This window comes from Synechococcus sp. KORDI-49, from assembly GCF_000737575.1.
GTDB lineage: Bacteria > Cyanobacteriota > Cyanobacteriia > PCC-6307 > Cyanobiaceae > Parasynechococcus.
The window spans coordinates 1,127,361-1,153,532 of sequence record NZ_CP006270.1; the positions used below are offsets into that span (position 1 = coordinate 1,127,361).

The 26,172-nt window shown below is 62.9% G+C and carries 33 protein-coding genes; 26 read left to right on the forward strand and 7 right to left on the reverse strand.

Features of this window, described 5'->3' with window-relative positions:
* Positions 1–26: 26 nt before the first annotated feature.
* The 3 genes from KR49_RS05900 (at position 27) to purB (ending at position 3,391) form a co-directional block, all read left to right on the forward strand.
* Entirely contained in the window at positions 27–1,226 is a 1,200-nt protein-coding gene (locus tag KR49_RS05900; RefSeq protein WP_043692788.1) for a glycosyltransferase, read from the forward strand.
* 94 nt (positions 1,227–1,320) lie between these two features.
* Positions 1,321–1,998: a hypothetical protein gene (locus KR49_RS05905; protein WP_043692791.1), complete on the forward strand. Its 678-nt coding sequence runs from the start codon at positions 1,321–1,323 to the stop codon at positions 1,996–1,998.
* A gap of 97 nt (positions 1,999–2,095) precedes the next feature.
* Positions 2,096–3,391 carry an adenylosuccinate lyase gene (purB, locus tag KR49_RS05910; protein ID WP_043692794.1) on the forward strand — a complete coding sequence of 432 codons (1,296 nt, stop codon included), beginning with the start codon at positions 2,096–2,098 and terminating at the stop codon, positions 3,389–3,391.
* Between the two features lies 1 nt (position 3,392).
* Here purB and KR49_RS05915 read toward each other — a convergent pair whose 3' ends face one another.
* A complete protein-coding gene (locus KR49_RS05915) occupies positions 3,393–4,529 on the reverse strand; it encodes an SLBB domain-containing protein (protein ID WP_043692797.1) in 1,137 nt (378 codons plus the stop codon).
* A gap of 78 nt (positions 4,530–4,607) precedes the next feature.
* Here KR49_RS05915 and KR49_RS05920 point away from each other — a divergent pair, with 78 nt between their 5' ends.
* The 3 genes from KR49_RS05920 to KR49_RS05930 are packed head-to-tail and all read left to right on the forward strand — an operon-like array spanning position 4,608 to position 7,141.
* Positions 4,608–5,558, forward strand: a complete 951-nt coding sequence (locus KR49_RS05920; RefSeq protein WP_043692799.1) for a GNAT family N-acyltransferase — start codon at positions 4,608–4,610, stop codon at positions 5,556–5,558.
* Positions 5,559–5,607: 49 nt separating this feature from the next.
* On the forward strand, positions 5,608–5,889 hold the full coding sequence (locus tag KR49_RS05925; RefSeq protein ID WP_043692802.1) for an acyl carrier protein: 282 nt from the start codon (positions 5,608–5,610) through the stop codon (positions 5,887–5,889).
* Positions 5,873–7,141, forward strand: coding sequence for a beta-ketoacyl synthase (locus KR49_RS05930; RefSeq protein ID WP_043692805.1), 1,269 nt, complete (start codon positions 5,873–5,875; stop codon positions 7,139–7,141). Before KR49_RS05925 ends, KR49_RS05930 begins: the two co-directional genes overlap by 17 nt.
* Here KR49_RS05930 and KR49_RS05935 read toward each other — a convergent pair.
* Both KR49_RS05935 and KR49_RS05940 read right to left on the reverse strand, forming a co-directional pair.
* Positions 7,120–9,105 carry a 1-acyl-sn-glycerol-3-phosphate acyltransferase gene (locus KR49_RS05935; RefSeq protein ID WP_253912833.1) on the reverse strand — a complete coding sequence of 662 codons (1,986 nt, stop codon included), beginning with the start codon at positions 9,103–9,105 and terminating at the stop codon, positions 7,120–7,122. The two genes, KR49_RS05930 and KR49_RS05935, sit on opposite strands and share 22 nt — an antisense overlap.
* Before the next feature lie 62 nt (positions 9,106–9,167).
* Positions 9,168–11,153, reverse strand: a complete 1,986-nt coding sequence (locus KR49_RS05940; protein ID WP_043692808.1) for a capsular polysaccharide biosynthesis protein — start codon at positions 11,151–11,153, stop codon at positions 9,168–9,170.
* Between the two features lie 32 nt (positions 11,154–11,185).
* On the opposite strand from KR49_RS05940, the gene KR49_RS05945 reads away from it, so the two are divergent.
* The 11 genes from KR49_RS05945 (at position 11,186) to KR49_RS05985 (ending at position 21,482) form a co-directional block, all read left to right on the forward strand.
* A complete protein-coding gene (locus KR49_RS05945; protein WP_043692811.1) occupies positions 11,186–11,866 on the forward strand; it encodes a cytidylyltransferase domain-containing protein in 681 nt (226 codons plus the stop codon).
* Between the two features lie 26 nt (positions 11,867–11,892).
* Entirely contained in the window at positions 11,893–13,200 is a 1,308-nt protein-coding gene (locus KR49_RS05950) for a DUF6716 putative glycosyltransferase (protein ID WP_043692814.1), read from the forward strand.
* Positions 13,197–14,249 (forward strand): DUF6716 putative glycosyltransferase, encoded by a 1,053-nt coding sequence (locus KR49_RS05955; RefSeq protein WP_043692816.1) that lies wholly within the window; start codon positions 13,197–13,199, stop codon positions 14,247–14,249. Before KR49_RS05950 ends, KR49_RS05955 begins: the two co-directional genes overlap by 4 nt.
* Entirely contained in the window at positions 14,246–15,556 is a 1,311-nt protein-coding gene (locus KR49_RS05960; RefSeq protein WP_043692819.1) for a DUF6716 putative glycosyltransferase, read from the forward strand. The genes KR49_RS05955 and KR49_RS05960 overlap by 4 nt, the downstream gene beginning before the upstream one ends.
* A gap of 39 nt (positions 15,557–15,595) precedes the next feature.
* The gene (locus KR49_RS05965; protein WP_173402133.1) at positions 15,596–17,854 is read left to right on the forward strand and encodes an N-acetylneuraminate synthase family protein; all 2,259 of its coding nucleotides are present in this window, start codon (positions 15,596–15,598) and stop codon (positions 17,852–17,854) included.
* Positions 17,851–18,639 carry a sulfotransferase family protein gene (locus tag KR49_RS05970; RefSeq protein WP_043692822.1) on the forward strand — a complete coding sequence of 263 codons (789 nt, stop codon included), beginning with the start codon at positions 17,851–17,853 and terminating at the stop codon, positions 18,637–18,639. Before KR49_RS05965 ends, KR49_RS05970 begins: the two co-directional genes overlap by 4 nt.
* Position 18,640: 1 nt before the next feature.
* Positions 18,641–19,465: a sulfotransferase gene (locus tag KR49_RS05975; RefSeq protein WP_043692825.1), complete on the forward strand. Its 825-nt coding sequence runs from the start codon at positions 18,641–18,643 to the stop codon at positions 19,463–19,465.
* 8 nt (positions 19,466–19,473) lie between these two features.
* Complete coding sequence (locus KR49_RS05980) at positions 19,474–20,211, forward strand: sulfotransferase family protein (RefSeq protein WP_253912834.1); 738 nt, start codon at positions 19,474–19,476, stop codon at positions 20,209–20,211.
* A 90-nt stretch (positions 20,212–20,301) separates the two neighbouring features.
* Positions 20,302–20,484: a hypothetical protein gene (locus KR49_RS13860; RefSeq protein ID WP_156957126.1), complete on the forward strand. Its 183-nt coding sequence runs from the start codon at positions 20,302–20,304 to the stop codon at positions 20,482–20,484.
* 88 nt (positions 20,485–20,572) lie between these two features.
* Complete coding sequence (locus KR49_RS13865) at positions 20,573–20,803, forward strand: hypothetical protein (protein WP_156957127.1); 231 nt, start codon at positions 20,573–20,575, stop codon at positions 20,801–20,803.
* A gap of 373 nt (positions 20,804–21,176) precedes the next feature.
* Positions 21,177–21,482: a hypothetical protein gene (locus KR49_RS05985; RefSeq protein WP_043692831.1), complete on the forward strand. Its 306-nt coding sequence runs from the start codon at positions 21,177–21,179 to the stop codon at positions 21,480–21,482.
* 38 nt (positions 21,483–21,520) lie between these two features.
* Here KR49_RS05985 and KR49_RS05990 read toward each other — a convergent pair whose 3' ends face one another.
* Genes KR49_RS05990 through KR49_RS05995 form a run of 3 tightly spaced genes read right to left on the reverse strand, consistent with a single transcriptional unit; the run spans position 21,521 to position 22,157 of the window.
* On the reverse strand, positions 21,521–21,826 hold the full coding sequence (locus tag KR49_RS05990) for a hypothetical protein (protein ID WP_043692834.1): 306 nt from the start codon (positions 21,824–21,826) through the stop codon (positions 21,521–21,523).
* Entirely contained in the window at positions 21,823–21,954 is a 132-nt protein-coding gene (locus KR49_RS14485) for a hypothetical protein (protein ID WP_256381036.1), read from the reverse strand. The genes KR49_RS05990 and KR49_RS14485 overlap by 4 nt, the downstream gene beginning before the upstream one ends.
* A complete protein-coding gene (locus KR49_RS05995) occupies positions 21,951–22,157 on the reverse strand; it encodes a hypothetical protein (protein ID WP_371257660.1) in 207 nt (68 codons plus the stop codon). Before KR49_RS05995 ends, KR49_RS14485 begins: the two co-directional genes overlap by 4 nt.
* 217 nt (positions 22,158–22,374) lie before the next feature.
* Between KR49_RS05995 and KR49_RS14275 the strand changes: the two genes are divergently transcribed.
* The 9 genes from KR49_RS14275 to KR49_RS06030 all read left to right on the forward strand — a co-directional run bounded on the left by KR49_RS14275 (position 22,375) and on the right by KR49_RS06030 (position 25,486).
* Complete coding sequence (locus KR49_RS14275; protein WP_173402134.1) at positions 22,375–22,521, forward strand: hypothetical protein; 147 nt, start codon at positions 22,375–22,377, stop codon at positions 22,519–22,521.
* 44 nt (positions 22,522–22,565) lie between these two features.
* Entirely contained in the window at positions 22,566–22,760 is a 195-nt protein-coding gene (locus tag KR49_RS06000) for a hypothetical protein (RefSeq protein WP_043692837.1), read from the forward strand.
* A gap of 94 nt (positions 22,761–22,854) precedes the next feature.
* A complete protein-coding gene (locus KR49_RS06005) occupies positions 22,855–23,130 on the forward strand; it encodes a hypothetical protein (protein WP_043692840.1) in 276 nt (91 codons plus the stop codon).
* Positions 23,131–23,294: 164 nt separating this feature from the next.
* Positions 23,295–23,516, forward strand: a complete 222-nt coding sequence (locus KR49_RS06010) for a hypothetical protein (protein WP_043692843.1) — start codon at positions 23,295–23,297, stop codon at positions 23,514–23,516.
* A 58-nt stretch (positions 23,517–23,574) separates the two neighbouring features.
* The gene (locus KR49_RS06015) at positions 23,575–23,793 is read left to right on the forward strand and encodes a hypothetical protein (protein ID WP_043692848.1); all 219 of its coding nucleotides are present in this window, start codon (positions 23,575–23,577) and stop codon (positions 23,791–23,793) included.
* A gap of 163 nt (positions 23,794–23,956) precedes the next feature.
* Positions 23,957–24,136, forward strand: coding sequence for a DUF4278 domain-containing protein (locus KR49_RS06020; protein WP_043692853.1), 180 nt, complete (start codon positions 23,957–23,959; stop codon positions 24,134–24,136).
* Positions 24,137–24,297: 161 nt separating this feature from the next.
* Entirely contained in the window at positions 24,298–24,756 is a 459-nt protein-coding gene (locus KR49_RS06025; RefSeq protein WP_156957128.1) for a hypothetical protein, read from the forward strand.
* Between the two features lie 234 nt (positions 24,757–24,990).
* The gene (locus KR49_RS14490) at positions 24,991–25,122 is read left to right on the forward strand and encodes a hypothetical protein (protein ID WP_255475487.1); all 132 of its coding nucleotides are present in this window, start codon (positions 24,991–24,993) and stop codon (positions 25,120–25,122) included.
* A gap of 76 nt (positions 25,123–25,198) precedes the next feature.
* Positions 25,199–25,486: a hypothetical protein gene (locus KR49_RS06030; RefSeq protein WP_156957129.1), complete on the forward strand. Its 288-nt coding sequence runs from the start codon at positions 25,199–25,201 to the stop codon at positions 25,484–25,486.
* A 347-nt stretch (positions 25,487–25,833) separates the two neighbouring features.
* On the opposite strand, the gene KR49_RS06040 is transcribed toward KR49_RS06030, so the two are convergent.
* Positions 25,834–25,995 carry a hypothetical protein gene (locus KR49_RS06040; protein ID WP_156957130.1) on the reverse strand — a complete coding sequence of 54 codons (162 nt, stop codon included), beginning with the start codon at positions 25,993–25,995 and terminating at the stop codon, positions 25,834–25,836.
* Positions 25,996–26,172: the final 177 nt, after the last annotated feature.

Sequence of the window (26,172 nt, forward strand, 5' to 3'; positions counted from 1 at the left end):
AAGCCGATCGGCATAGGGTCCTCACCATGCACCTGCTGCTGATCCACCAGAACTTCCCGGGGCAGTTCCGCGACCTCGCGCCCCTGTGGCTGGCAGCCGGACATCAGGTGCGCGCCATCGGCTCGGAACAGCAGCCCCCCCGCGGTGAGCACTGGGAGGGGCTGATCTACCACCGCTATCACTTCGAGAATCGGGATGAGCCCTCCTTGAAGGAGCGCGCCGCCGGAGTGGCCCTGCTCTGCCGCCAGCTGCTGGAGAGCGGTGTGCGACCCGATCTGGTGCTGGCCCACAGCGCCTGGGGGGAGGCCCTGCAACTGCGGCGCATCTGGGGATCTGCCATGCCGATCGTGGTGTACCCGGAGCTGTGGGGTCATCCCCGGGCCCTTGGCTTCGGTTTCGATGATGCGCTGGCAGGTCTGGCGCCGGTGGGCGACGGCTTCTGCCGCCAGAATCTGTTGGCTGATCTGGCCCTGGCCCAGGCGGATGCAGCCGTGGTAGCCAGCCGCAGCCAGTTGGCGAGCTTTCCGGCTCCGCTGCAACGGCAGCTCATGCTGCTGCCCGAGGGGGTGGACCTGGAGCGGATCAAGCCGGACCGACAGGCACGGCTGAGCCTGCCGGAGCACGGGCTGGAGCTGGCGGCGGGCCAACCTCTGGTGACCCTGATCTCACGGAACCTGGAGCCGCTGCGCGGCCTGCGCCAAGCACTGCGGGCCTGGCCCCTTGTGCGTCAGCACCTGCCTCAGGCACAGCTGCTGCTGGTGGGGAAACAGGAGCAGGGCTACGGCGTGGAACCGCCCCGGGGCAGCAGCCATCTCATGGATGCATTGGAGGGCATGAATGCCAGTGGCATCAGCGTTCTGAACTGGTTAGCCCACCCCCAGATGCTGCAGCTGCTGCGCTGCAGCGGCTGCCATCTTTCCCTCAGCTACCCCTACACCCTGTCTTGGAGTGTGCTGGAAGCGATGGCCTGCGGGGCACCACTGATCAGCAACATCGGCAGCCCGATCGCCGCCGATCTGGAACACAACAAGGACGCCCTGCTGGTGCCCTTCAACGATGTGGAGGCACTAGCTCAGGCCGTGGTGGCCCTGCTGCAGGAGCCAAAACGAGCGCAACAACTGGGAGATCAGGCCCGCGAGACCATGCAGCGCTCCTTCAACCTCGCGGCTGCCGCTCAGGCCTATGAGGATCTGTTCAGCCACCTGATCAGTCCGAAAAAGCCATAAAAGCAAGGGCGTCAGGTGGTGAGGTGGCCACAAGAGGTGCATCTTTCATCCGAAAGCCTTACATTTCCGCGGAAGCGTCTCTATTCCATTCCCCATGGCTACCTCCATTGAGGGTTCCGCCGGTAACGACCTGGTCATCCCAGATGATGCAGTCACCAGCGTTGCTATCAGCGCCACTGACGAAGGTGCGCTTGTCGATGTCACCAGCAATGTTTCCGACATCAACATCAAGGTTGGAGGTGAAGCTCCAGTGAAGGTTGAAGGTAAGGCCGTCAAGAATTCAGTCGTTCGTCCGGCAGCTGCTGCTGGCGAAACCGCTGAAATCACCTTCGAAACCACCAAAGTTGAGTCCGTCACCATCGTCAGCGAAGGCGAGGGTGCTGTTGCTCTGGACGTGGAGAAAGGCACCTTCAAAAAATCCACCATCGACCTGTCCTCTGGTGCTGCCAAGGACTCCATCGCCTTCGGCGGTGACACCAAGGTGGTTAAAACCAGCATCAGCCTGGGCGACGGCAAGGACACCGTCCAGTTCTCCGAAGGCATCAAGCTGAAAGGCGACACCGGCATCCGCGTGGGTGATGGCCGTGACGTGATCAAGGTTCCTGAGACCGTCAAAGGCGGGGGCCGCATCGGCATCAGTAATTTCTCCAAGCAAGATCGCCTGGTGGTCGACGGCCAGAAACTCTCCGGCAGCAAGCTCTACAAAGGCAAAAAGGAAGCTCCCTCCTTCATCACCATCCAGTTCGAAGACGGCACCGTCGTCGGCGGCTGATCATCGGGATCGTGTTCCAAGCCTCTCCTGCGGGAGGGGCTTTTTTTGTGCCACCACCACTCCATAGAGTCGTCGGGTTGTGCAACCGCGCAGGCCGTTGATCGAGCGTTACACCCTGCCCGAAATGGGTGCCGTCTGGAGTGAGCAGGCGAAATTCCAGAGCTGGCTGGAGGTGGAGATCGCCGCCACCGAAGCCAACTGCCGCCTGGGCAGGGTGCCGCAGGAAGCCGTGGACACCATCAAGGCGAAGGCGAGCTTTTCGGTGGATCGCATCCTGGAGATCGAGGCGGAGGTGCGTCACGACGTGATCGCCTTCCTCACCAACGTGAACGAACACGTGGGCGATGCCGGCCGCCACATCCATGTGGGCATGACCAGCAGCGATGTGCTGGACACCGGGCTGGCCCTGCAGCTGAAGCGCTCCGTCGCCCTGCTGCGCACGGAGCTGGATGCCCTGGCCGCAGCCCTGCGCAACCTCGCTGGTGAGCACAAGACCACTGAGATGATCGGTCGCTCCCATGCCATCCACGGCGAACCGATCACCTTCGGATTCAAGGTGGCCGGCTGGCTGGCGGAGACCGAACGCAACCGCACACGTCTGGAACGACTGCAGCGCGATGTGGCCGTCGGCCAGGTGAGCGGCGCCATGGGCACCTACGCCAACACCGATCCCCAGGTGGAAGCGATCACCTGCGAGATCCTCGGCCTGACGCCCGACACGGCCAGCACCCAGGTGATCTCCCGCGATCGGCACGCCGACTATGTGCAGACCCTGGCCCTGGTGGGGGCTTCGCTGGAGCGCTTCTCCACCGAGATCCGCAATCTGCAGCGCACCGACGTTCTGGAGGTGGAGGAGAACTTCGCCAAGGGGCAGAAGGGCAGCTCCGCCATGCCCCACAAACGCAACCCGATCCGCAGTGAGCGCATCAGCGGTCTGGCCCGGGTGCTGCGCAGCTATGTGGTGGCGGCCCTGGAGAACGTGGCGCTCTGGCATGAGCGCGACATCAGCCACAGCTCCACCGAACGGATGATGCTGCCGGATGTCTCCGTCACCCTGCATTTCATGCTGCGGGAGATGACCGCCGTGGTGCAGGGGCTCGGGGTCTATCCGGAGAACATGCGCCGCAACATGAACATCTACGGCGGCGTGGTGTTCAGCCAGCGGGTGCTGCTGGCCCTCGTAGAGAGCGGCCTGAACCGCGAAGAGGCGTACCGGATCGTGCAGCGCAATGCCCACAACGCCTGGAACACCACCGGAGGAGACTTCCGGGCCAACCTGGAGGCAGACCCAGACGTGAGCGCAAGGCTGTCAGCCGATCAACTGGCGGACTGCTTCAGCACCGCCCTGCATCAGGCCAATCTGGAGGTGATCTGGCAGCGGCTGGGGCTCTGACTCAGAGCCCCAGCAGGCCGGTCATCGGCAGCCCTAGCAACCGGAAGATCGACGACACGTTCAGGATCGGATTGAGGGGTTGGAAGGCGTCCTCCAGCCCGTCGGTCACCTTGGCGAGCTGGTTGCGGTTCACCACCACCACATCGCCGTAACGCAGGGGCGGGTTGCTGGCACTGCTGAGCACGGAGGTGGGATCGAACTTGAGGCTTGTGACCTTCGGCTCGCCCTCGCCGTTCATGCGGATCAGGTCCACGGTGTTCTCGCTGCCGCGGCGGGTGATGCCACCGGCGGCCAGAACGGCGCCGGAGAGGGGCGCATTGGAGGGCACTTCGATCACTCCAGGACGTGCCACCTCGCCCACCACGTTCACTTGAATCGTCGCCGGAGCAAAATTGGAGGTCGCCGTGGTGATTAGATCGGCATTCTCCAGATCATCCGACTGAAGAATGCGGATGCTGTCGCCGTCGTAAATCAGCGGATTGGGAGCATGGCCGCCCTCCCGCAACACCGTCAGGTAGTCAAAGCGGTAGGTCTGGGCCTTGCCGCCGGGCCGTGGAGAAGGCCGCAGCACTTCAACGCTGGAGAGATCCGCCGAGGCACTCACGCCTCCCGCCTGCTGCACCACATCCACCAGAGTCGGCCAGCCGCGGCCCTCTACAAGCCCCTTCGAAGGCAGCGAGAACACTCCGGGTCGCGCCACCTGGCCAGTGACCGTCACCCGCACCGGACGGGCTTCCACCAGATCGAGATACACCAGCGGCCGCCGCAGGATCACGTCGTAGCCAGCGGTGATCTTGGCCTTGGCCTCCTCGAGCGTGAGGCCCCACACATCCACCGTGCCCAGACGCGGCAGGTTGATGGTGCCGTCGCTCAGCACCTCCACGGTGGCGGAGTAACCCTCCATCTTGAAGACCGACATCGACAGCCGATCCCCAGGCCCCAGTCGGTAGCGGAAGACCTCGCTGCTGGATGGAACCTGGATCGTGCGCCCCAGCGCGCTGCTGCTCAGCAGCGTGGCCTCCTCAGAGCGAACAGCCTCTGCACGAACAGCCTCTGCCGGAGCCAAAGCCGCGCAGGTGAGCAGCCCCATCAAGACCAGTTGGCGAAAACCAGTGGCAGAGCGCAGGTTGGAAGGCATGGATGAGGAGCGTTGAAGGACTGGGACGTGTCAAAGCGGCATTAATCTTCCCTCAACTTGAGACGGAATGGGACATCCATGACACTGCCTTCTCCGTCCATCTCCGATCCGGAGATCCACGAGGTGACCCTCTCGGCGGAGCTGATCGGTCGCGAACTGCTGCAGTCGCGTCTGTTCTCGATCGAAGGGCTGGAGCTGCATCTGCTTCCCGGGGAACGTTTCGCCCCGGTGGCTGACGCGGTGGGGCTGCTGCGGGAGGCCACCTACCGGCAACAGCTCTCCGGCTCCGGAGACCGGCGGGACCTCGACGGACGGGACAGCGCTTACGACCATCTGCTGCTGATCGAACCCGGCAGCGGTGCCCTGGCCGGTGCCGCGCGCCTGCAGTTCCTGCCCGGACAGTGCGGAACGTCGGACCTGCCGGACGGAAGCCAGTCCTATCTCGAGCACGTTTATCCCGGCATCAAGGCCCGGCTCACCTCCCTGGGGAACCATCTGGAGATCGGCCGCGTCGCCCTCGCCAGCCGTTTCCAGAAGCAGCCCCATTCGCTGATGGCCCTGTTCCGCGGTGGCCTGCTGATCGCCGCCCGCTCCGGGTACGACACCCTGCACGGACTCGTCTCCTACAACCACTTCGCCCACAGCGAACCGGTCAATCAGACCTTTCTCAGCGGGCTGATGCGGCCGCCCTACCTGCAGAGCGAGCCGACCCTGCCCGCACCGCGCCATCCGCTGACCACGGTGCAGAGCAGTGATCAACCCAACCCGATCGCCAACATCCAATCCCTGGAACTGAGCATCCGCGAGCAGCTCAGTGACAACTTCCGGCTGCCGGTGCTGCTGCGTCAGTACGTGAACCTGATGGATGCCAGGGTCTGCGGCCTCTCCCTGGCAAAAGATTTCAACCAGATCACCGAAATCCTGATGGCGGCCGATCTTTCCCGCATTCCCCTTGAACGTCTGAATTACTTCATTGATGTGCCCCACGAGCCGATCTACCAGCACTTCAGCTGGTACCGAGGGGGCTAACGCTCAAGGCGTGGCTGGTACGTTAACCAGACCAAAAAGGAGCTGGGCCTTGGGTGAGGCGTGCCCTGACAAGCAGGAGCTGCAGGAACGTCTGATCGAGATCCTGCATCGCATCTCCGGCACTGATCCGGCTGCCATCACTCCGGATGCACGGCTGATGGAGGACGTGGGCATTGATTCCCTCGGTTTCTACGAAATCCTGATCGAGGCCGACACCTGTTTCGGCATCCGCATCAAGGAGGAGGAGCTGCTGCGATTCCGCACGGTTTCAGACATCCTCGATCACCTGGAAACGCTGGAGCTGCGGCCTCCCCATGCCGAAACCGCCTGAGCGCATTGCCGTGGTCGGCTGGGGGTCGCTGTCCCCCCTTGGTGAGGACGCCGACAGCACCTGGGCCGCGGTCTGCGCTCGGCAGTCCGGCATCCAGACCATCCAGGAGACCTGGGCCGAGGATCTGAACGTCCGCATCGCCGGCCGTGTGGCCGAAACCGCTTTCGCGGACCTGGAACCCCTGCTAAGGCGTCGCGCCGATCGCTGCGCCCAACTGGCCCTGCTGGCCGGCCGGCAAGCCTGGGCAATGGCGGAGCACAACCGCCGTGGCCTTGATCCAACCCGCATCGCTGTGGTGCTCGGCACCGGCATCGGCGGGCTGGCCACCATGCACGAGCAGCATTCCCAGCTCAGTGCAGGAGGGCCCAGCCGGGTGAATCCACTCACGGTGCCGATGCTGATCCCCGATGCGGCAGCCGGCCAGGTGGCCATCGACCTCGGTCTGCAGGGCGGCGCCCACACCCCCGTTTCCGCCTGTGCCTCCGGCGCCGAAGCCCTAATGCTGGCGCAATGGTTGCTGCAGGACGACCGCGCCGATCTGGTGCTGGCCGGGGGCAGCGAAGCGCCCGTGAACCGTCTCGGTCTGGTGGGCTTTTCGGCCATGCGCGCCCTCTCCCTTCGCAATGAGGCGCCGGAGCAGGCCTCCCGCCCCTACGGCCAGACGCGCGACGGTTTCGTGCTGTCGGAAGGGGCCGGCGTGCTGGCTCTGATGCGTCAGTCGGATGTGCCAGCCGGCGACGCCCTCGGCTGGCTGCTGGCCAGCGGCAGCAGCAGCGATGCGCACCACATCGTCGCCCCCGAGCCCCAGGGGCTGCAGGCCAGCCGGGCGATCGAGGAGGCCCTTCAGCGTGCTGACTGCAAGCCGGATGATCTCTGTGCCGTGCAGGCCCACGCCACAGGCACCAGCCTCGGCGATCTGGCCGAGGCCCGTGCCCTGCGCCGCAGCCTCGGCTCCGCCGCCGATCACCTGCCGGTGTATGCCCCCAAAGGGCAGCTGGGCCATCTGCTGGGGGGCGCTGGCGCCGTTGAGACGATCCTGGCGCTGCAGTCCCTGCGGGCCGGGATGGTTCCCTGCAGCATGAACGCCGATCCCCTCGATCCCGAGGTGGAGCTCGCGGTGACGGGGAGCGGACCGGTTGCCCTGCCCGACACCGACCGTGAACGTCTGCTGCTCAAGAACGCCTTCGGCTTCGGCGGCCACAACATCAGCCTGGTGCTGGCTGCACCGCCTCAGCCCAGCGCCCGGGCGTAGTAGGTCTGCACCACGCGGGTGAACCCATCGCGATCCCTGGGATCATCCGGAAGCACCAGATCACTGGACCGCCCGCGCTGGCAGTGAATCGTCCCCAGCGGCGCCGTGAGCCGGCTGAGCAACAGCCGCCAGGGCCGGTAGCGCGCCCCCAGGGCCTCCTCCATGCCGTCGTAGCGGAACACCCAGGGCACCACCCGGCCGCCGTAGTGACGCGCCAGCATCCAGGCGCTGGGAGACACCCGCGCTTCGATCGGCGTCACCAGGGAACCGTTGGGAGCCAGCATGATCTGGCCGTGCTCCCGCAGCAGGGTGGAGGCCTGCAGCATCCCCTGCATGCGCGACTGGGGTTGGCGGTGGTCCAGCACCACCGAGCCGGCGTTGCGGGCCGCCGCTCCGTAACCGGGCAGCACCCACTTGAGATGCAGTTGGGCCGTGGTCATCCCCGGCAGCTTCAGCACCCCCTGAATCACCAGGCCATCGCAGGGGCTGCGGTGGTTGAAGATGTGCACCAACGGCACCTGCGGCTCCTCGCTGCGCTGGCTGTCGTCCACCACCACCTGCACCCCGAGCGCCCTCAGCGCCACTTCGGAGGCCCAGGTCATCAGCTGCGCCGCCCACTTGGGACGACCCAGCAGCAACGCCGGCAGCTGCAGGCCGTAGAGCACAAAACCCAGGGATGCCCAGCCCAGCCTGGCCATCACCCGCGCCGGAATCACCAGGGGATTGGCGGGTCGCGCCGGCCGCAGCGGCGGCAGCTGCGGCAATGGCTCCAACCGCCGCGCCTCCGGTCCGATCGGGAAGGTGATGCGGAAGGGGAACTCCCCATCGAAGTTGCCGTTCACCTGGGTCGTCATCACCAGGTGTTTGTAGAAACGCCAGAACAGGGGCCGCTCGCTGGGCTGCGGATCGCGCCAGAAGTCATCCAGCGGTTTCTGATCCGTCAGGCCGTCGAGGTTGTAGAAGGTGTCGCCCATCGTCTTGGTGGGCACGGCATGGAACAGAGCCTGCAGCCCCACGGTGCTGTTCACGGTGATCACACCGCGACAGGTGCGCAGGTAACGGCTCAAGGGTCCGTCGTGGAAGTAGTGCACCCGGCCACTGACGCCGTAGCGGCGTGCCAGCAGGGCGATCAGGGTGGCGTAGCTGTTGTATCCGCGGTCCCGCGGATGGTGCTTGAAGGCCAGGTGATCCGACGCGTGGGCATGACCGGCGAAGGAGCGGATCACGTCCTCGATGAAGTCGTGCATGCCCCGGTAAGGCGATCCCATCTGGATCTGGGAATCGCTGGAGACCTGCAGCACCGCCAGGAAGAACGACAGATGCTCCAGCAGTCGGCGCTTCAGCGCCCGCTCCTGCCAGCGGTACAGCCAGTAGCGCCAGCTGCCGCGTAGCTGGCACCACAGGAACCCCGGTGAAGGCTGCAGCTTGTGCTCCCCCTCGATGATCGGGTAACGGGTGAAGGCGTGCTGGATGAAGGTGGGTGCCTTCCAGACCTTCCGCCAGCGCCAGCCGGGATCCAGCATGATCCCGCCGGGCAGTCGGTCCGCCGGCGGCAGATCCCGGTAGAAGTCCACCGGGCGGTTGAGATTGGAGCGGGCATTGACGCGATCCCGTTCCAGGGTCACGTAATTGGGGCGCAGGTACCCGAGTTCGAACACCCAGGCTTCCACCCCCAGGGCGCGGGCCTCCTCGATGGCGATCCGGTGGGGAATGATGAAATCCCCGTACATGAAGATGTGGCGGATGCCGCGTTCCGTCAGCAGCTGGCGCAGGAACGGTCGCCAGCCCTCCATGTCGCCGTCGTAAGGCACCCGCACCTCGGAAGGGAAGCCGAATTCCCGCAGCGGAAACGCCACCTTGGTGACCGGAATGCCGCAGCCCCGCAGGTAGCTACAGAAGCGGGCGAAGAACAGGCCGATCGGCCCCATCAGCAGCAGCACCGGGCCGTCTATGCGCACCTGCACCAGGGCTGGAGCCCTTCCCCTGCTCAAATCCCTGGCCAGCACTCAAAGAATCCTGGCACGCCCTAGCGACGCCGCAGCCGCCCCCAGTGGCGGAACAGGGCCTGCACCAGCGTTTGACGCGGCGGCGGGCCGTCCCGCCAGGCCAGCAGCTCATCGATGGCCTGCTCCGGTTCGATGAACCAGCCGCTGCGGCGACTCACATAGCGGGGGTAGGCGATCAGGGCGGCATGGACGAGGGCGTCGAGGGGCAGCAAACGGCCCCGGCGAGAGCAGGCCAGGCGGTCCTGCGTCAGCCCCCAGCCGGCGTAGAACGGCAGCCCCCAGCAGTGCACCTCCAACCCGCGCAGCAGCGCCTCGAACCCAGCCAGTGAGGTGAGCACATGCAGGGCATCCACCTGGCTGAACAGCTGCTGGATCGAACCGCCCGTGAGCACGGCGTCGCAATAGCTCCGGCTCTGGTCCTCGCCGGCGCCGGCCCGGCACAGCCCCGCCACCACATCCGGATGCGGTTTGTACACGAGATAGGCCTCCGGTTCCGCTTGCCGCACCGCCTGCAGCAGGGCCAGGTTGCTGCGCAGCTCGGGAGCACCGAAGCGGATCGAGGCATCGGTTTCCACCTGCCCCACCACCAGCACCACCCGCTGCGCCGCCGCCGGCCGTTGCCAGGGGGCATCGCTGAGGTTGTATTTGGTGATCGCCTCGGCCACCAGCCGCTGCCGCAACGCTGCCGCGCGCGACAGCTGCGGCTCGGTCCAATGGCCGGTCGCCAGCACCGCCTCCAGGTCACTGGGGGAGGTGGCGTCGTAGTAAATGCCGCTCTGATCCACCACCCACGAGATCGGATCGATCAGCTCGGCACCGAGGCCCACCGAGCGCAGGAAACCGTCCTCCACCTGCAACAGCGGCAGCCCCCGGGCCTCGACGGCCGCCAGCAGCCGTGGCCGGGCTCGCCGGCCCCAGACAGCCACCGCCTCGGCCCAGCGACCGGGACGTGCCCGAGGCAACCGGAATCGCAGCGTGCTTCCCGCCAGGAACCGCCGCAGATTGCGCTGCTTCCAGGGGGTGAAGCCGAAGGCCTCCAGCCGGGCGGCGGGCTGGCTCTGCAGACGCCGTTGCAGACCGATGGCCCGCATCAGATCCTCGATCGGCGCAGGCTGAAGGCTGTGGGGATCAAGGCAGCGGCTGCCGGCGATCAGAGCGGCGTGCACCAGCGCCTCCAGCCCCGGCCGGGCCGTGCGTCGCTCCGGTGGCCTCAGTCGGTCCTGCGTCAGCCCCCAGCCCGCATAGAAGGGCATACCGAAGCAGTGCACCGGGCGCCCCCACAGCAACGCCTCAAAGCCCATCTGGGAGGTCACGACATACACCGCCTCGGCACGCTCCAGCAGGGCGGCGGGGTGCCACCCATCGGCGCAGAGACGAATGCGCGGATGCTGCAGAGCGTCAGGGCTGAAATGACCACGGGCCCGGCCCTGGATCACATCCGGGTGCACCTTCACCACCACGGTGCAATCGGGATGGTCCGCCAGGGCCGCCCGGAGCATCTGCTGGAAACTCTGCGGTCCCGCCAGTCCCAGAGGGATCGAGAGATCCCCTGCGGACTGATCCACCACCAGCACAAAGGGCTGCTCCGGAGCCGGCGACTCCCGTGGCGGATTCAACTTGCTCAACCGCTGGGTGCACCACAGCAGCTGCACCACCCGGGCCCGGTCGCGCTGCTCGGCGCTGAGCGATGCAGCGATCCGCTGCTCCAGACGGCTCGGGGCGGTGGCATCGAAATGCACCCCCAGATCATCCACCAGCAGGCAGAGCGGTGGATGGCGACGCCCTTTGGCCAGCGACCGCAGCAGACCGTCCTCCAGATGCCAGACCGGCAGGCCACGACGCTGGGCGAGCCGCTCCACACGCCTGGCGCTGGGCCGCCGCCCCCAGGCCAGCAGCGCGTCCACATCCCGGCTCCGCCCCGGCAGCAGCTGCGCCGGAGCCATGAGGGCCGGCAGCGTCCGATGCGCCAGCATCCCGGTCTCTGGAACCCCCAGCCGGTCGTTCATCGGGTAAGACGGGGCACACCGAATCCTCACCGATGACGGCCGCTGCCGCTGCCCTGGCTCTGATTCCCGCCCGCGGCGGGTCGAAAGGCATCCCCGGCAAGAACCTGCAGGAGGTGGAGGGCGTTCCGCTGGTGGGCCGCAGCGTTCAGGCGGCTCTGGCCAGCACCCGGGTGAGCCGGGTGGTGGTCAGCACCGACGACGACGCCATTGCCGCCGCGGCCCGCAGCCATGGAGCGGAGGTGGTGCGGCGTCCCGAGCATCTGGCCGGAGACACCGCCAGTTCCGAGTCGGCCCTGCTGCATGCCCTGGAGCAGCTCTCCACGGCAGGTCCGCTGCCTCCGCGGCTGGTGTTTCTGCAATGCACCTCGCCGTTCACCAGCGGCGAGCAGATCGATCAGGTGCTGGCGGCCCTGGATGCACCAGCGGTGAACAGCAGCTTTGCCGTCGCCCCCTGGCACGGCTTCCTGTGGCGGGGCGATGGCCGTGGCATCAACCATGACCCGCAGCAACCCCGCCAACGCCGCCAGGACCTGGAGCCCGCCTATCTGGAAACCGGAGCGATCTACGCCATGGACACGGCGGCCTTCCGCGCCGTCGGCAGCCGGTTCTGCCCCCCCTGGCAGCCGGTTGTGCTCGAGCATCCCGGCCCGGAGATCGACACACCCGCCGATCTGGCGCTCTGCCGCGCACTGGCTCAGGCGGCACCACGGTAATTTTGCCGAGTTCCCGAGCGAGGCCGATGGCCGCTGCAGCCGACAAGCGCCTGGCCGGCCGCACCGTCGCTGCTGTGGCCTGCTTCGACTCGTTCGGAAAGATGGCGATGACCCTGCTGGCGGCCTGCCGGCGCCAGGGGGCGGACACGACGCTTCACCTGCTGGAGATCAACAACCGGGCCCTGTCCAGACGGCAGCGTCTGGAGATCCGCCGCACGGATCCGCGCACCCGCATCGAGAAGCACCGCTGGAACGAATTCCGCCAGCTCACCCGTGCGATGGCAGGAAACGTCGATGTGCTGGTGCTGGGGCTGGATGGCCGCCGCAGCCGGGATGCCCTGCTGATGCTCGCTGCGGAGTGGAAGGAGACGAGCCGTCGCCCCCTGCTGGTGAGTGCCTATCCCGGCATCCTGTTCCGCTTTGCCCTCGAGGGCATGCTCGACCGCTCCGGCGTCGATCTGCTGTGCCTCAACAGCAACCAGGATCTGGAGCTCTACCAACAGGGTTGCCGCGCCCTGGGCCAGGACAGCGGCAATGCCGTGGTCACCGGACTGCCGATCCTGTGGAGAGTGCCGCAGCATCAGCCCCCTCCGGATCGCCCCTCGATCGTCTTCTTCGAGCAGCCCTCGATCCCCGTGCACCCGCTGCAGCGCCACTTCCTGTGCCAGGAGCTGAAACACCTGGCGGAGGCCTGGCCGGAGCATCCGGTGATCTTCAAGCCGCGCACCTCCAGCATCGAGAGCACCCTGCATCGGCGCCACGGCGAAATGGCGGGGGTGATCGACCGGATGTCAGAGACGGTGCCGAACCTGGAGCTCAGTTTCAAACCGGCCACCCGCCTGCTGCGCCACTGCGGCTGTGCCATCACCGTGTCGTCCACCGCGGCCCTGGAAGCGATGGCGATGGGGGTAAGCACGCGCATCGTTGGTGACCTTGGTGTCACCGAAACCCTCGGCAACCACTTCTTTGCCGCCTCCGGCGCCGTGGCGGAGTTCGCCTCAATCCGCAGCGACCCCTTCAGCGTGACCCATGACCCCCTGTGGCTCCAGCAGCAGGGCTTTCAGGCGGATGGCGCCGACCGCTTCGTCAACGCCCTGCAGGAACGCCTGGCACACGGCCTGCCCGCCCTGCCCAGGGGGGGCACCGGTCCAGCCAGCTGGGGCAGCCGCAGCTGGCAGCGCTACGCCGTGAGCGAAGGCGGACGCCGCATGCTCAGCAGCGGCGGCGCCCGCTCCAGCCAGCGCAAACGCCATCAGACCCGTAATCTCCTGCGACGCTTGCGCGATGGGTTGGTGGGCTTCGGCTGGCTGTCGAAACTGCTGCGGGAACGATGACGATCGTTCTGATCAGCGACGGCGGCGCCGAGCAGCATGCCTGCCGCCTGCTGGCCGACCGTCTCGAACAGCAGGGGCAGCCCTGCCTCACCATCGGCGCTCCCGCACCCGGATGGCACAGCCCCTGGCCGGCGGTGCGGCCCCAGCTGGAGATCCCTGCCGATGCCCTGCTGGGCACCACCCTGCTGGAAGAGGCGACCGCCATCGGCCTGTTTCTGCAGGACACCGACCAGCTCGATCGGCTCGTGCATGGCTACCGAGAGCTCTGCCGCCACCGAGGCAGGAAACCGGCCCCGGTGTTCAGCGGGCCGCTGGCGCCCGTGGTGGGCGACAAGCTGATCAGCGAACTCTCCAGCCGCCACCTCTGCGACCTGGTGCTGCTGCATGGCGAGCGGCAGCGGCAGGAAGCGGCCGCCATGCGTTTCAACTGGCCGGCGTCCTTGAAGGCACCACCGCTGGTCTGCGGTGGCTTCTGGTTCATGCCGGAGCGCCCGCACCTGGGCTGCCTCAGCGGTGGACTCAGCACCCCCCCCTACAGCCTGCTGGTGCTCGCACAGCAGAGCATCCCCACCCAGATCGGGGCCAAGTCGCAGATGCTGCGGCAGCTGATCCGGTGGGCGGAGGCATCCCCGCAATGGCGTGTGGTGATCCAGCGCGACCATGCCTGGAACGACGACGAACCCTGGATTCCCTTCTATGAACCGGAGGACTGGACGCTGCCGCCCAACCTGGGCTTCGGGGAACCGGGCCAGATGCTGACCCTGCTGTCGAACTGCACCGCCTGTGCCGGCGTCAGTTCCCCCTGGCTGTTCACGGCGATGGCCTGGGGCCGGCGCGCCATGGTGATCGGCGATTTCGGCATCCACTCCAGTCAGGGCACCAGCGGCTTCTTCGGCAGTGGCGCCATGCACCGGCTGCGCTCCATCCATCAGCTGGACCAGCTGCTGGATCTGCCGAAGCCCAGTCAGAGCTGGCTGGAATCGATGGGCTGGGCCGTGCACGACGGGCCGGCGCGGTTGCGCCGCGCCCTAAAGGAGATCACACCGTGAGCCGTCCGTTCCGCCTTCTGCTGATCGGTGACAGCGACAGCCAGCTGCTGGCCTGCGAATCGCTGTGCCGCTTCCCGGTCGAGCTCGCCGTGGAGGTCACGATCAATGCCATCCCCCGGAATGGAACCCCCGCGCCGATTCTCAAGCGGGCGCAGGCGCTGGGGCGTCTGTGGCGCCATGAGATGGGTCAGCTGCTCACCCATCCGGAGCTGATGCAGTTCGATGCCATCGGGGTGTTCCTGACGGGCAGCAAGATCAGCGACTTCCGTCTGGCCCTCGGGCTGCTCCCCGCCAGCGAGCGGCCGCTGCTGTTCTGTGGCTTCAACGGCGTGGTGCTGGAGAAGTTCATGGAAGGCATGAGCTGGCGGCTTGGCTACGACCTGATCTGCCTCAGCGGCGAACGCGACCGGGAGGCGCTGGAGAGGATGGTGGCCAGCACCCCGTTCCTGCGGCAGCAGACCGTGCTCACCGGCCTGGGACGCAGCACCCCAGCCACATCGCCGTTGCCCAACGATGACCGCCCCCGCCGCCTGGTGTTCGCCGAGCAGGTGGTGATGCCGGCTGCTGCGCGCGACCGAGCCGAGATGGTGCGGATCCTGGCCGAACTGGCCCGCCGCTCCCCCGACTGGGAGGTGCTGATCAAACCGCGCATCGCGCCCGACGAGGCCACCTTCCACGCCAGCGACTCCCACATCAGCAGCACCCTGATGCAGACCCTGGGCCACCCCCCGGCCAATCTGCAGCTGGATTACCGCCCGCTGCCGGAGCTGCTCAGGCACGCCCGGTTGATGGCGACCGTTTCATCCACCGCGTTCTTCGATGCCCTCGACCATGGGTGCCGCCCGGTGGTGATGGCGGATTTCGGCATTGCTCCCTCCAGCGGCAGCCACGTGTTCGCCGGCAGTGGGGTGTGGCGGGCGCTGGCGGAGGTGGAGGATCTCGACGCCCTGGATCAGGAGCTGCCCCTGCCGGACCCGACCTGGCTGGCCTGGATGGGCTACGGCACCGACGCGGGGCCGGCTGCGCTGATCCGCGCGCTGCAGGCGCTGAAGCAGGACCCTCCTGCCGTGATCAACGAGAGTCCTGGCCACATGAGCAATGCCAATCTCAGCTTCACCCAGCTGCGGCGCAGCGCTGAGGAGGCCATCGTGGCGAAGAACTGGGAGGAAGCCCGCAGCCTTCTGATGCTCGCCACCCTGCTGCGCCCGAAGCACCGCAACGCGGCGCGGCGCCTCTGGGCGGTGCAGTGGCCCAACCGACTGATGAGGCGCCTTCTCGTGGCCATCACCTACAGGGATGTGGGGTAAGGTCTCACGGTTCACCAGCTGACTGGCCAAAGGCGAACTGTGAAGGGCATCCAGATCGAACGGAACTTCACCCAGTTCGTGGTCTTCGCCGAGGACAGCATTCTCTCGGCCCTCAGCAAGATCACCGCGAACCAGTCGCGGCTGATCTTCGTGGTGTCGGAAGCCGGCATCCTCCAGGGGGTGCTCACCGATGGTGATTTCCGCCGCTGGATCGCCAGTTGCGGCGACATCGACCTGAACCTCCCGGTGACGGCGGCGATGAATCCCAACTGCCGCAGCGCCCCGGAGGGCACGCCACCGGCCGAGCTTTCGGGGCTGCTCACCTCCAAGATCATCGCCCTGCCGCTGCTGGACAGCCACGGCCGCATCGTGGCGGTGGCCCTGCCCGCCACCGATGGCCTGCAACTGGGCAGCCGCCGCATCGGCGACGGCGAACCGAGCTTCGTGATCGCCGAGATCGGCAACAACCACAACGGCGATATCGGCATCGCCCTGCAGCTGATCGATGCCGCCCATGCCGCCGGCGCCGACTGCGCCAAGTTCCAGATGCGGGACATGAGCAAGCTGTACAGCAACGCCGGCGACAGCAACGACATGGCGTCCGATCTGGGGACGCAGTACACCCTGGATCTGCTGGAACGGTTCCAGCTCAGTGACGACGAACTGTTCCGCTGTTTCGACTACGCCGCCGGCAAGGGACTGGTGCCCCTCTGCACCCCCTGGGATGAAACCAGCCTGGAGAAACTCAACCGCTGGGGCATGGAGGGCTTCAAGGTGGCCTCGGCAGACTTCACCAACCACGCGTTGATCAGTCAGCTGGCGGCCACGGGCAAACCGCTGATCTGTTCCACCGGCATGGCCAGCGAACTGGAGATCCGCTCCGGCATCCGTCACCTGCAGCAGGAGGGGGCGAATTACGTGCTGCTGCACTGCAATTCCACGTACCCCACACCGTTCAAGGATGTGAACCTTCGCTACCTGGAACGGCTGCGGGAACTGGCGGATGCACCGGTCGGCTACTCCGGCCATGAACGGGGCATTGAGGTGCCGATCGCCGCGGTGGCGATGGGTGCTGCGGTGATCGAAAAGCACATCACCCTTGACCGTGGCATGGAGGGCAACGACCACAAGGTGAGCCTGCTGCCGGAGGAATTCGCCCAGATGATCCAGGGCATCCGCCGGGTGGAGGAATCCATGGGCCAGGGCGGTGAACGCAGCATCAGCCAGGGCGAGATGATGAACCGCGAGGTGCTGGCCAAAAGCCTGGTTGCCGCCTGCGATGTCCCGGCCGGAACGGAGATCACCGAAGCGATGGTGCGCATCCAGAGCCCGGGGCAGGGGCTCCAGCCCAACCGGTTGCCCGACCTGCTGGGGCGACGGCTGCCGGTGGCCAAGGCCCAGGGCGAGGTGTTCTTCCCCTCCGACCTGGAAACTCCCGCGGCGACTCCCCGGACCTACCGCTTCCGCCAACCCTTCGGACTGCCGGTGAGATATCACGACATCAAGGTGTTCTCCAAGGTGAGCAACCTCGATCTGGTGGAGATCCATCTGAGCTACAAGGATCTCGAAGTGGATCTGGATCAGGTGCTGCCGGAGCGCCAGGAGATCGGCCTGGTGGTGCACGCTCCCGAGCTGTTTGCCGGTGATCACACCCTGGATCTGTGCACCGCCGATGAGGGCTACCGCGATCACTCCGTCAGGGAACTGCAGCGGGTGATCGACATCTCAAGGGATCTGCGGGGTCGCTTCCGCTGCCCGGCCCCGGTGCTGCTGGTCACCAACGTCGGGGGCTTCTCCGAACATCGCCACCTCGATCGCGACGAACGGAAACCCTTGCAGCAGCGGCTGATCGAAAGCCTGGGACGGCTGAACTGCGGCGGAGACGTGGAGATCATCCCCCAGACGATGCCGCCGTTTCCCTGGCATTTCGGTGGGCAGCGCTTCCACAACCTGTTCGTGGACCCGGGCTTCATCCACAGCTTCTGCGAGCAGCAGGGGATGCGGGTCTGCCTGGATGTGTCGCACTCCAAGCTCGCCTGCAACCATCTGCACCTGCCCTTCCGGGACTTCCTCAATCGGATTCTTCCCTTCACCGCGCACCTGCATCTGGCGGATGCCCGAGATGTGGATGGCGAGGGGCTTCAGATCCAGGACGGTGAGATCGACTGGGTGCAGCTGTTCGAGCAGATCAATCAGCACTGCCCGCAGGCCTCCTTCATTCCGGAGATCTGGCAGGGCCACAAGAACGGCGGCGAGGGCGCCTGGCTGGCGCTGGAACGCCTGGAAGCCGCTGCATGAGCACATCACCGGAACATTTCATCCTGTTCCGGGATCTGCCGCTGATGTACGGACGGGTCCCGAAGGTGGCGAACTCCTCGATCAAGGTCGCCCTCTGCAAGCTGCTGTCCAACCGGCCGGAGGAGGGTCTGCGCAAGTCGGCCGATCGCTTCTGGCGGGAGAACACTCACGGCGAAACCACTCTCGTGACACCGGAACAGGCCAGGGATCTGCGCCGCAGCCACTTCAGCTTCAGCTTCGTTCGCAATCCCTTCGATCGGCTGGTGGCGGCTTACAACAACAAGCTGATCGAAATCCAGGAGGTGCCGCAGCCGATGCAGAGGATGGGGCTGTTCCATGGCATGGCCTTTGAGCAGTTCATCGCCTGCCTCGGCAGCATCGAACCCGAACTGATGGACAACCACGTTCGTCCGCAGGCGGACCTGCTGTTCTGCGAGAACGCCCTTGTTCCGAAATTCGTGGGACGCATGGAGCACATGCGCAGCCATTGGCGCAAACTCCGCCACCGCATGACCCTCGAAGGCCTGCCAGCGGTCGGGCGTCTGCCGTTCAAGAACGTGCGGCGTCGCGAGAGAAGCGACATCCACAGCCTGTTCTCCAGCACGGCCCTGATCGACCGGGTGCTGTGCATGTACGAGAGAGACTTTCAAACCTTCTATCGCGACTACTCGGTGGAGCAGTTGCTGCAGGGTGATGCGCTGCCACCCAGCCGCCCCATGCAACGGGGGCGCGGCAAAGCCAGGCGCCGCCACCGCCGTCAGCTCGCCGCCAGCATCCCCGCCTGAGATGAAAAAGATCATCAACCAATGCATCAAGGAAGGCATCAACCTCCGGCATCAGACAGTGGTGGATGAAAACAGAGCTGTGCTGCCGAATTTCATCATCATCGGCGCCGCCAAGTCGGCCACAACCACGCTCGCCAACGCACTGAAGCGTCACCCCGACATCTTCATCAGCAAACCCAAGGAACCGAAGTTCTTCGGGCGCAATTACGCCAAAGGATGGGATTGGTACATCTCACGATTTCGCAAGGGGGAAGGCATCAAGTTTCGCGGCGAAGCCAGCACGATGTACGCCAGCCAGCTGCGCAGCTTCCGGAAAGCACCGAAGTTGATGTCGATCTACCTGCCTGATGTGAAGTTGATCTATATCGTTCGTCATCCTCTGGAGCGCATCGTGTCGCAATGGCGCCATTACAGCAGCCCCGGGCGCCATCCCAACTGTGCCGACTTCTCAGCCTTGATGAGTGATCGTCGACTGCGAACATTGATTGTGGGCTGTTCGATGTATTACAAACGCCTGAATCAGTACAGAAAATTCTTCCCTGACGAACAGATTTACTGCATGACCTTTGAAGACCTGCTCGATTCACCGCGAAGCAGTCTTCGCAAGATGCTGAAGTTCATCGGAGCCCGGCCCAAAACAAGAAAACTGCTGGATGCCGATGGATCCCTCCCCAAGGACAATCAAGCCGGAGCCAAAGGGCGCGGGCATGTGGACGTTCCTGAATGGACGCCATCGGTCCGGCAGCAGGTGACCCGAATCATCCAGCCGGATGCTGAACGTATGCTGGAGTACATGGGCAAACCACGGGATTACTGGACGCTCTGAGGTGTGCGATGGAAGGCCCAAGAATGCGCAACCCACGCCACTTCATCGCCTTTGAAACCTTGCCGCTGCTGTACGGACGTGTGCCGAAAGTGGCGAACACTTCGATCAAAGCCGCTCTGCACACCCTGTTGAAGCAGAAGGCGGAGGAGGGGTTCCGTTCCACTTCAGATGGTTTCTGGCTTGAGGCCACCCATGGCGAAACCAGAATGATCACGGCGCGGACAGCCCTGATGCGCCGTGGGACGCATTTCAGCTTCAGCTTTGTGCGCAATCCCTACGACCGACTGGTGTCGGCCTACAACAACAAATTGCTGGAACTGGAGACCTTGATGCCTCAGATGCAGGACATGGGACTGCATCGCAACATGCCTTTCCAGGACTTCCTGGAATGCACCGCGAACACCCCGGCCTCCGCACTGGATGTGCACCTGCTGCCGCAGAGCATGATCCTCTGCGTTGAGGGCACGCTCGTCCCCAGCTTCATCGGGCGGATGGAAAGCATGCAGAACGACTGGGATCTCCTGAATCGGACGCTGAGGAGAGAAGGACTGCCGGAACTTGGCAAGCTTCCGAAGAAGAACATCCGCCGTAGCGGCGACCGCAGCGATGTGGGCCACTACTTTCAGGATCCTGGGCTGGTGCGACTGGCGCAATCGCTGTATCAGACGGATCTCGATCTGTTCTACGGCGATGTAAGCCCATCGGATCTGATCCAGGGGGATCTGAAATCCATCAGAGATCGGTAGCAACAGCATCCCTTCAATATCTGGTACTGATCACAAAGATGGCGAAGCGCCACCCAGGAGGATTAGCAAGAAAGTCGATACTGTCCGGCCATGACGCGTTACGTTCTACGCAATGGAGAAGTTGTGCATTCACGCCGCCAACCCGACGGCCTTGATGTGTACTGCTACCAGACCGGCTACAACCACCACACCTGCCTGCTGCTGTCTGATCAAGCAGAAGCCGATTTCCTGATCAATTATGGAACCGAATTGAACGTAAGGTTTGCTCGATAATTCACCATCTCTTCCACTTTGATTTGTAAAGGCGCCACTTCTCAACAGCAAGGCCGCCGACCATCGTGTAAGCAATCGTCCAGGCCCCGTGGCACAGTCATCGCCTCGTGAACGACTCGGCCAGCTGCTGGAGCGGCGTTACCGGGACATGGGGCAGCCGTCCCTGATCCAGCAGAACGCTTACCGCGCATTGCTGTCCACGATTCAACTGGAAAAGAAACTGGTTGCCATCGAGCTGCTGGATCTGATGCTCGACGAAGTGAATCAGAGCCTGTCTGCACAGGATGTCGCGTCAGGCCCCCGCCAGGCGGCCAGCTGATCCGTCATCGCTGATACAGCCAGGGGGTACCGCGCTCGCTTGCAATGACGATTGGCGCGTTGAACCATGGTAATCCCGCATAGCCTGATCTTCTTATCCCTGCTACCAGGGCTGCTGCAGGGCAATCTCGGCTTGTTCAAGCAGCTGAACAGTGAGCTTGGTGTTTTATGCCAGAACCCACCATCACAAGCTTTGAACGTCTGCAGGATCCACGCAAAATTAGTGAGCCGATGAAACAGTTCTGTATCAGATATTCCAAAAGACCCATCAATCCGTGCTTTTGATAACCAATTAAGCTCGTCGATCCGGGTTTCAGCAATCATCGGCAGAAAGTACTCAGCATCGCCAGCATGCAACGAGATTCCCGGCTGTCATGCTCAGTCCGAAAACCCGCCTGATGCTTCAGGACATCCTGGCCCGCCTCTCCAGGAGTGAGCAGGTCTCGCTGAAAGAAAGAATTCTGGTGCAGAAATATGCCGACAGAAACTCAACCGTCTATTCCTGGCTGCGCAAGGCACGGTCGATCCAACGGGAAGGACATCTCGAACAGGGGTCCATGTCCGGATTCATGCAGAACCTGAATCTGGCTGGACAAGACACGGAAGACCATTTCCACAGGTCCAGTGACGACATCGGCGACTGGTTTCAAGGATCGCCGGGATGGGTTCGCCGCAGTTGATGGCCACACCCTGATCACAATCGTTTTCCGACGTTCGATCAGATGTCGATGGTCGGTTCACCCAATGTGACTCGACCTTGCCTGATCTCATTCCAACACCCTTTGGAGAAAAAATAAACCGCCCCAGGGATGGTCATCGAAAGGTTGAACAGCTGATTGGTGCGTTCCATGCTGTCGCTGGAGACAAAACGCTGACGCCGCGTTGCCAGTGATGCGATGAAGCGAAGAGCTTTGTCGCGACTGTTGAACTCACCACCAAGGCCGTTCAAAGATTCGAGATCAATGGCATGAGGGAGTCGCACCCATTCCACAAACTCCGCATGCATCACGGCGATGATATTCACCCTCTGATCAGCTGAACCAGCACCCACGCCCCCGCGGCAGCAAGGATCCAGTACATCCAAGCCAACTGGAAGGTCAATGCCATGGCGAGACCGATGAGGAAAAGGATCAGAAACGTACCGAGCGTCATGTCAGTCCATCGGAAGGGGGGTCAGACCAAAGGAAGCTCTGATCAATGTCTGCATCTGGATGGAGCTTCAGGACCATCCACAGCAACATCGCGGAGCAATGCCTGTCATCGGCACCGTAGTCATATTTCCAGTCCTTCACCATCGCCACCAAGTCCTGCTGAGCATTGGTGATGAAGTCGTCCGTCCACTCCTGCATGGCCATCAGCTCAACCGAGAGAAGCCCTTCGGGCCAGCGTGCAGACGAGGGTCTCCAGCACCGGCCCCCGGAAGCCCAACCTTGTATCACTCTGCCGGCGCAGTGGAGTTGTGTCACCACGCAAGGGTCGCCCCTGACAACCGGAGGGAAGCAAATGGAGAGAACGGCTACCGCAGCCCATCGACAAACCTATTTAGACCGTTTTTAAGAGACCTCATCACTGATGAAACTGGATCTCGCCCATGCCGAACCGATGGGAACCCTGATCCATGACGGAACCCACGCTCCGTTCCGCGCCCTGGCATGCCCGCTCGTGCCGCGCAAGGCCAGAGAGGACCATGGACTGATCAGCCTCTACAAGCAGAAATAACCCTGCATCGCGTCTAAGTTCAAAGGCGACCTGATCGGTGTGCCGTGAACAAGCTTGCAACTCTGCTGGGAGCTCTCACCATGCTGATTGCCGGCGCTGCGTCTCAGGCATCGGAGTGCACCACGGTGATGAGCCCAATCGACCCCGGCCAGAACAACGACGCCGTGGTCTGCAAGCGTGTCGCTCGCAACAGCGCCAACGGAAACATCAGCGTCTGGCGCTGCTGCCCAGGCGAATGACGCTCCAGATCGGCAGTCAATCCGATGAGCTGTAACTCTTGAAACAGAAGCCGGGAAGCGAATTGCTTCGAATGACCAAAGCAATATCGTGACCATGATTGACAACTCCGAAACGTATCAACGGGCACTTGATCTGTTCACAGAATCAGTGATCAAACCCGATTACGAATTGCGTGCCAATGCAAGTTATGCAGGATGCTACTTCGAACTGATGGAGATCCGGCAGCACTGCCTTGCCTATCTGAAAACCCTCAAGGAGATTCATCAGATTGAGACCGGTGATGAAAGCGATGCGATCGAAGCCGAAAAATCACTGATGACAAAAACGGCATCTCGAAAAATCGCCTTCACCCATGGAGAGTTCATGTAGCTCCGGGCCAATCCGTAGAGGCGATGGCAGGCCTGCTTCCAGCGAAAGCCTGCCGCATTCTCCCGAAAAACGCTGAGTCCCTGACAACGCCAACAGAACGTTGCCTCGATAACAATTCAAAGGCGAACGCATCGCTGAGATGGCCGCATCTGTTTTCAACCTCTGTGGATCAAGTCGAAATCAACTACTGGGCCAAGATCGCTGTCGATCTGGAAGTCGCCGGCGACATCGACAGCATGTATTACGAGCATGCAAGAGCCATTGCACTGGGGGAACAGCTCGACGCAAGCCCCACAGCAAGCCTCCGACGACCACTGACCATGGCCTGTCAGCGAACCCGACGATCGGACGAAGCCAGCTTGCAGATCCCGCATCGCAGCAGCTGAGCCGATCAGGGATCGATACCATGATGTTGACCAACGTTGACAACCTTCCGGTCTGATCATGCGATTCCTGGCAGCGATGGCGGTGATGTTTGTCATGGGCAGCCACGCAGCCGCCCATGAAGGCAAAGCCACGGCTCAGGGAGTGACCGAAATGTTCGCAACGGGGGAAGCCATGCGGCTGGTCCCCAAAGGGGCCACCGTGACGGACACCACCTGCAAGAGCATTGATGTGGCAGCCGACACCCGCTACCAGTGCACGGTGACATACAGCGATTGAATCGATCGCCGCTGAGATTGGAGACAGGACAACCAAGGACACTGCACTCCACCGGATCCTGTAGCCCAGCGAACTAATTTAGATTTTCTCCATAACTTTGTGCCGCCAGGAACGTTGCTAATTCAGAAGAGCTGGGCAAATGTACTCATGAATTCTCAACTTCATGATGCAGCTGACGTTTCTTGGCAACACCTACACCAAAAACTCAGACCTGCGCGTTGCTCCAAACGTTGAACTCAAATATCAGGGCAAGACCTACCGGGCAAGACAGGAACAGGCTGCACAACAGGTTGCCCAAAGTGACATCGTGTTGACCTACCGAGGCATCAACTACGTCAAGTGATTGACGACTCCAGCCTTTCAGCGGCTTCGGATCCAATAACCCAGGCCCATGCCTGGGTTATTTTTATGTTGCAACGGATACAGAGGCCCACCCTGACCCTGTGATGGGGTTAACGACGCTTCCCTTAGACCATGACCGATAAAGCCGGCTTCTGCACGAGGTTGATCGACGTTCTGGCGCACGAGTCATTCGGAGCGGACGCCGCTGTGGAGGAGATCCGAGGCTTTGACGGGAAATCACCGTGGGAAGGCAATCAATACTGCTGCGTTGATGCCACTGAACAACAGTCTGAATTCCGAGGGCTGGTGACAGTCGATAAACATCTGTATTGCTTCGTGGCTCAGATCAACTCCAATGATCAACATCGATCTCGTTTCATTCCTGCTGCTGAAGTGCTGGAGGACCCATCCGGCACGCCACGCAAAATGCAACCTCTCATTCAGGAGATGATCCTGGGCCGCAAACGTGGGGTGATGCTGATCCCTGAAACGGAAACAGACGCCGTTGATGTTGTTGCCGGCCTGGTGGAGCAGGGCTTCAGTGAATTGGCCAGCCAATACCGGGATTTCATCATGCGGCAGCTGGAGAAATCCAAGGCTGCTGCAAAGCCAACGGCATGATCGGAACGGACCTCACCCCAAGGTGCGGCCATTCCATCCCCAAGGGGAATCCCGATCGCGTTCTCATGGGGACGCCTCCTTCAAACAGGGACATCCCATAGGCCTCGGGTTTGCCCGTTGCCTTGGCCAGTGCTGCAGACAGCTGTTGAAGCCGCGAATGGTGAGGGCTCACAGACATCCGTTGATTTCAGGCCACGAGGTGAGCCACGACAAAGGGGATCACACCAACAACCGATGGCACGCAGACTTCAACTCCCGAAGAGCCAGGCCAATTCCTCAGATCTCGCAGCATGGACTGCCGTGGTCTTCGCTTCGATCACTGCACTGGTGCTCTGGGGCGTCGCCAACGCCTATCCCTCTCTCTGAGCACCAAGAAGAAGACAGCGTCAGCAGACGGCGCTCACGATCTGGCTTCGGAAGGTCACTGTCGAAACTTGAATACTTGCCGCCGTTGATCCTGCTGGCTTGTGCAGCAGCCTTGTATCTAGGCTCAAGAGAAGGATTCGATGCTGTCATTCCGGAGGTCCCCGAAGAGAGCTTGCCTGCCATCTTCTTCCATGGACACTGCATGGAACGATCAGACCAGATCTACCAAAACGAAATCGCAATCCATAGAAAAACTGAGAAGATTGTTGGTTACGGGAGATTTCGAGACGACATTCATGGAAAGGGGCTGACTCGAATCACGACAGAACGACTTGAGCGCGAAGAACAGTGCAAACAGAGCTGAGCAAAACCAGAAAGGCGAACAAAGACAGACCGCATCAAGTTCGCACTGGAGTGATTAAGAGAATCAGAAAGATCAGGAGCGCAAGGATTGACAACAGGAAAGCATTCGTTATTTTCGGCGCATCATATTGCTGTTCATCAATGGATTTCCCAAAATGGTTTGCTGAGGTGATCCAGCGGAATGCTCAGCCGCAACCCATGAGCGCAGCGATGGAAGCGACATCTCCTGCGTTCAAAGCCGACAAATCAACGCCGACAATCGACACGTTAACCGTTTATGTTGGCCCCAAAGGAGGCAAGTATCGGTTCAACGAAAAGGGTAGAAAGATTTACCTCAGCGCCTGAAGGTCACTCATAGTCTGCCAATTCCACAAACTCACGCTCCAACGCATCTGCATCGCCATATCTCTCTTCGTTGATGAGATCGATAATTCTCTCCAGAATGATTCCGTGCGTGATCCGGCTTGGCCCTTCAAACGAAAAATGGAAATTGCGGTGAAGGCTTCTCATGAACAAGACTTCAGACTGACATAGCTTCGCCGAAGAGGCTGTCATTTGTAGTATCACCTGATTCCTTTAGGGAACCAATAATCATTTGGAGAAATACCTGGTCTCTACATGGTCCTCAAACTCACTTTCGAATGCCCTGGCATCATCAAGCCTGCCCTCATCCAGCAGTCGATTGAG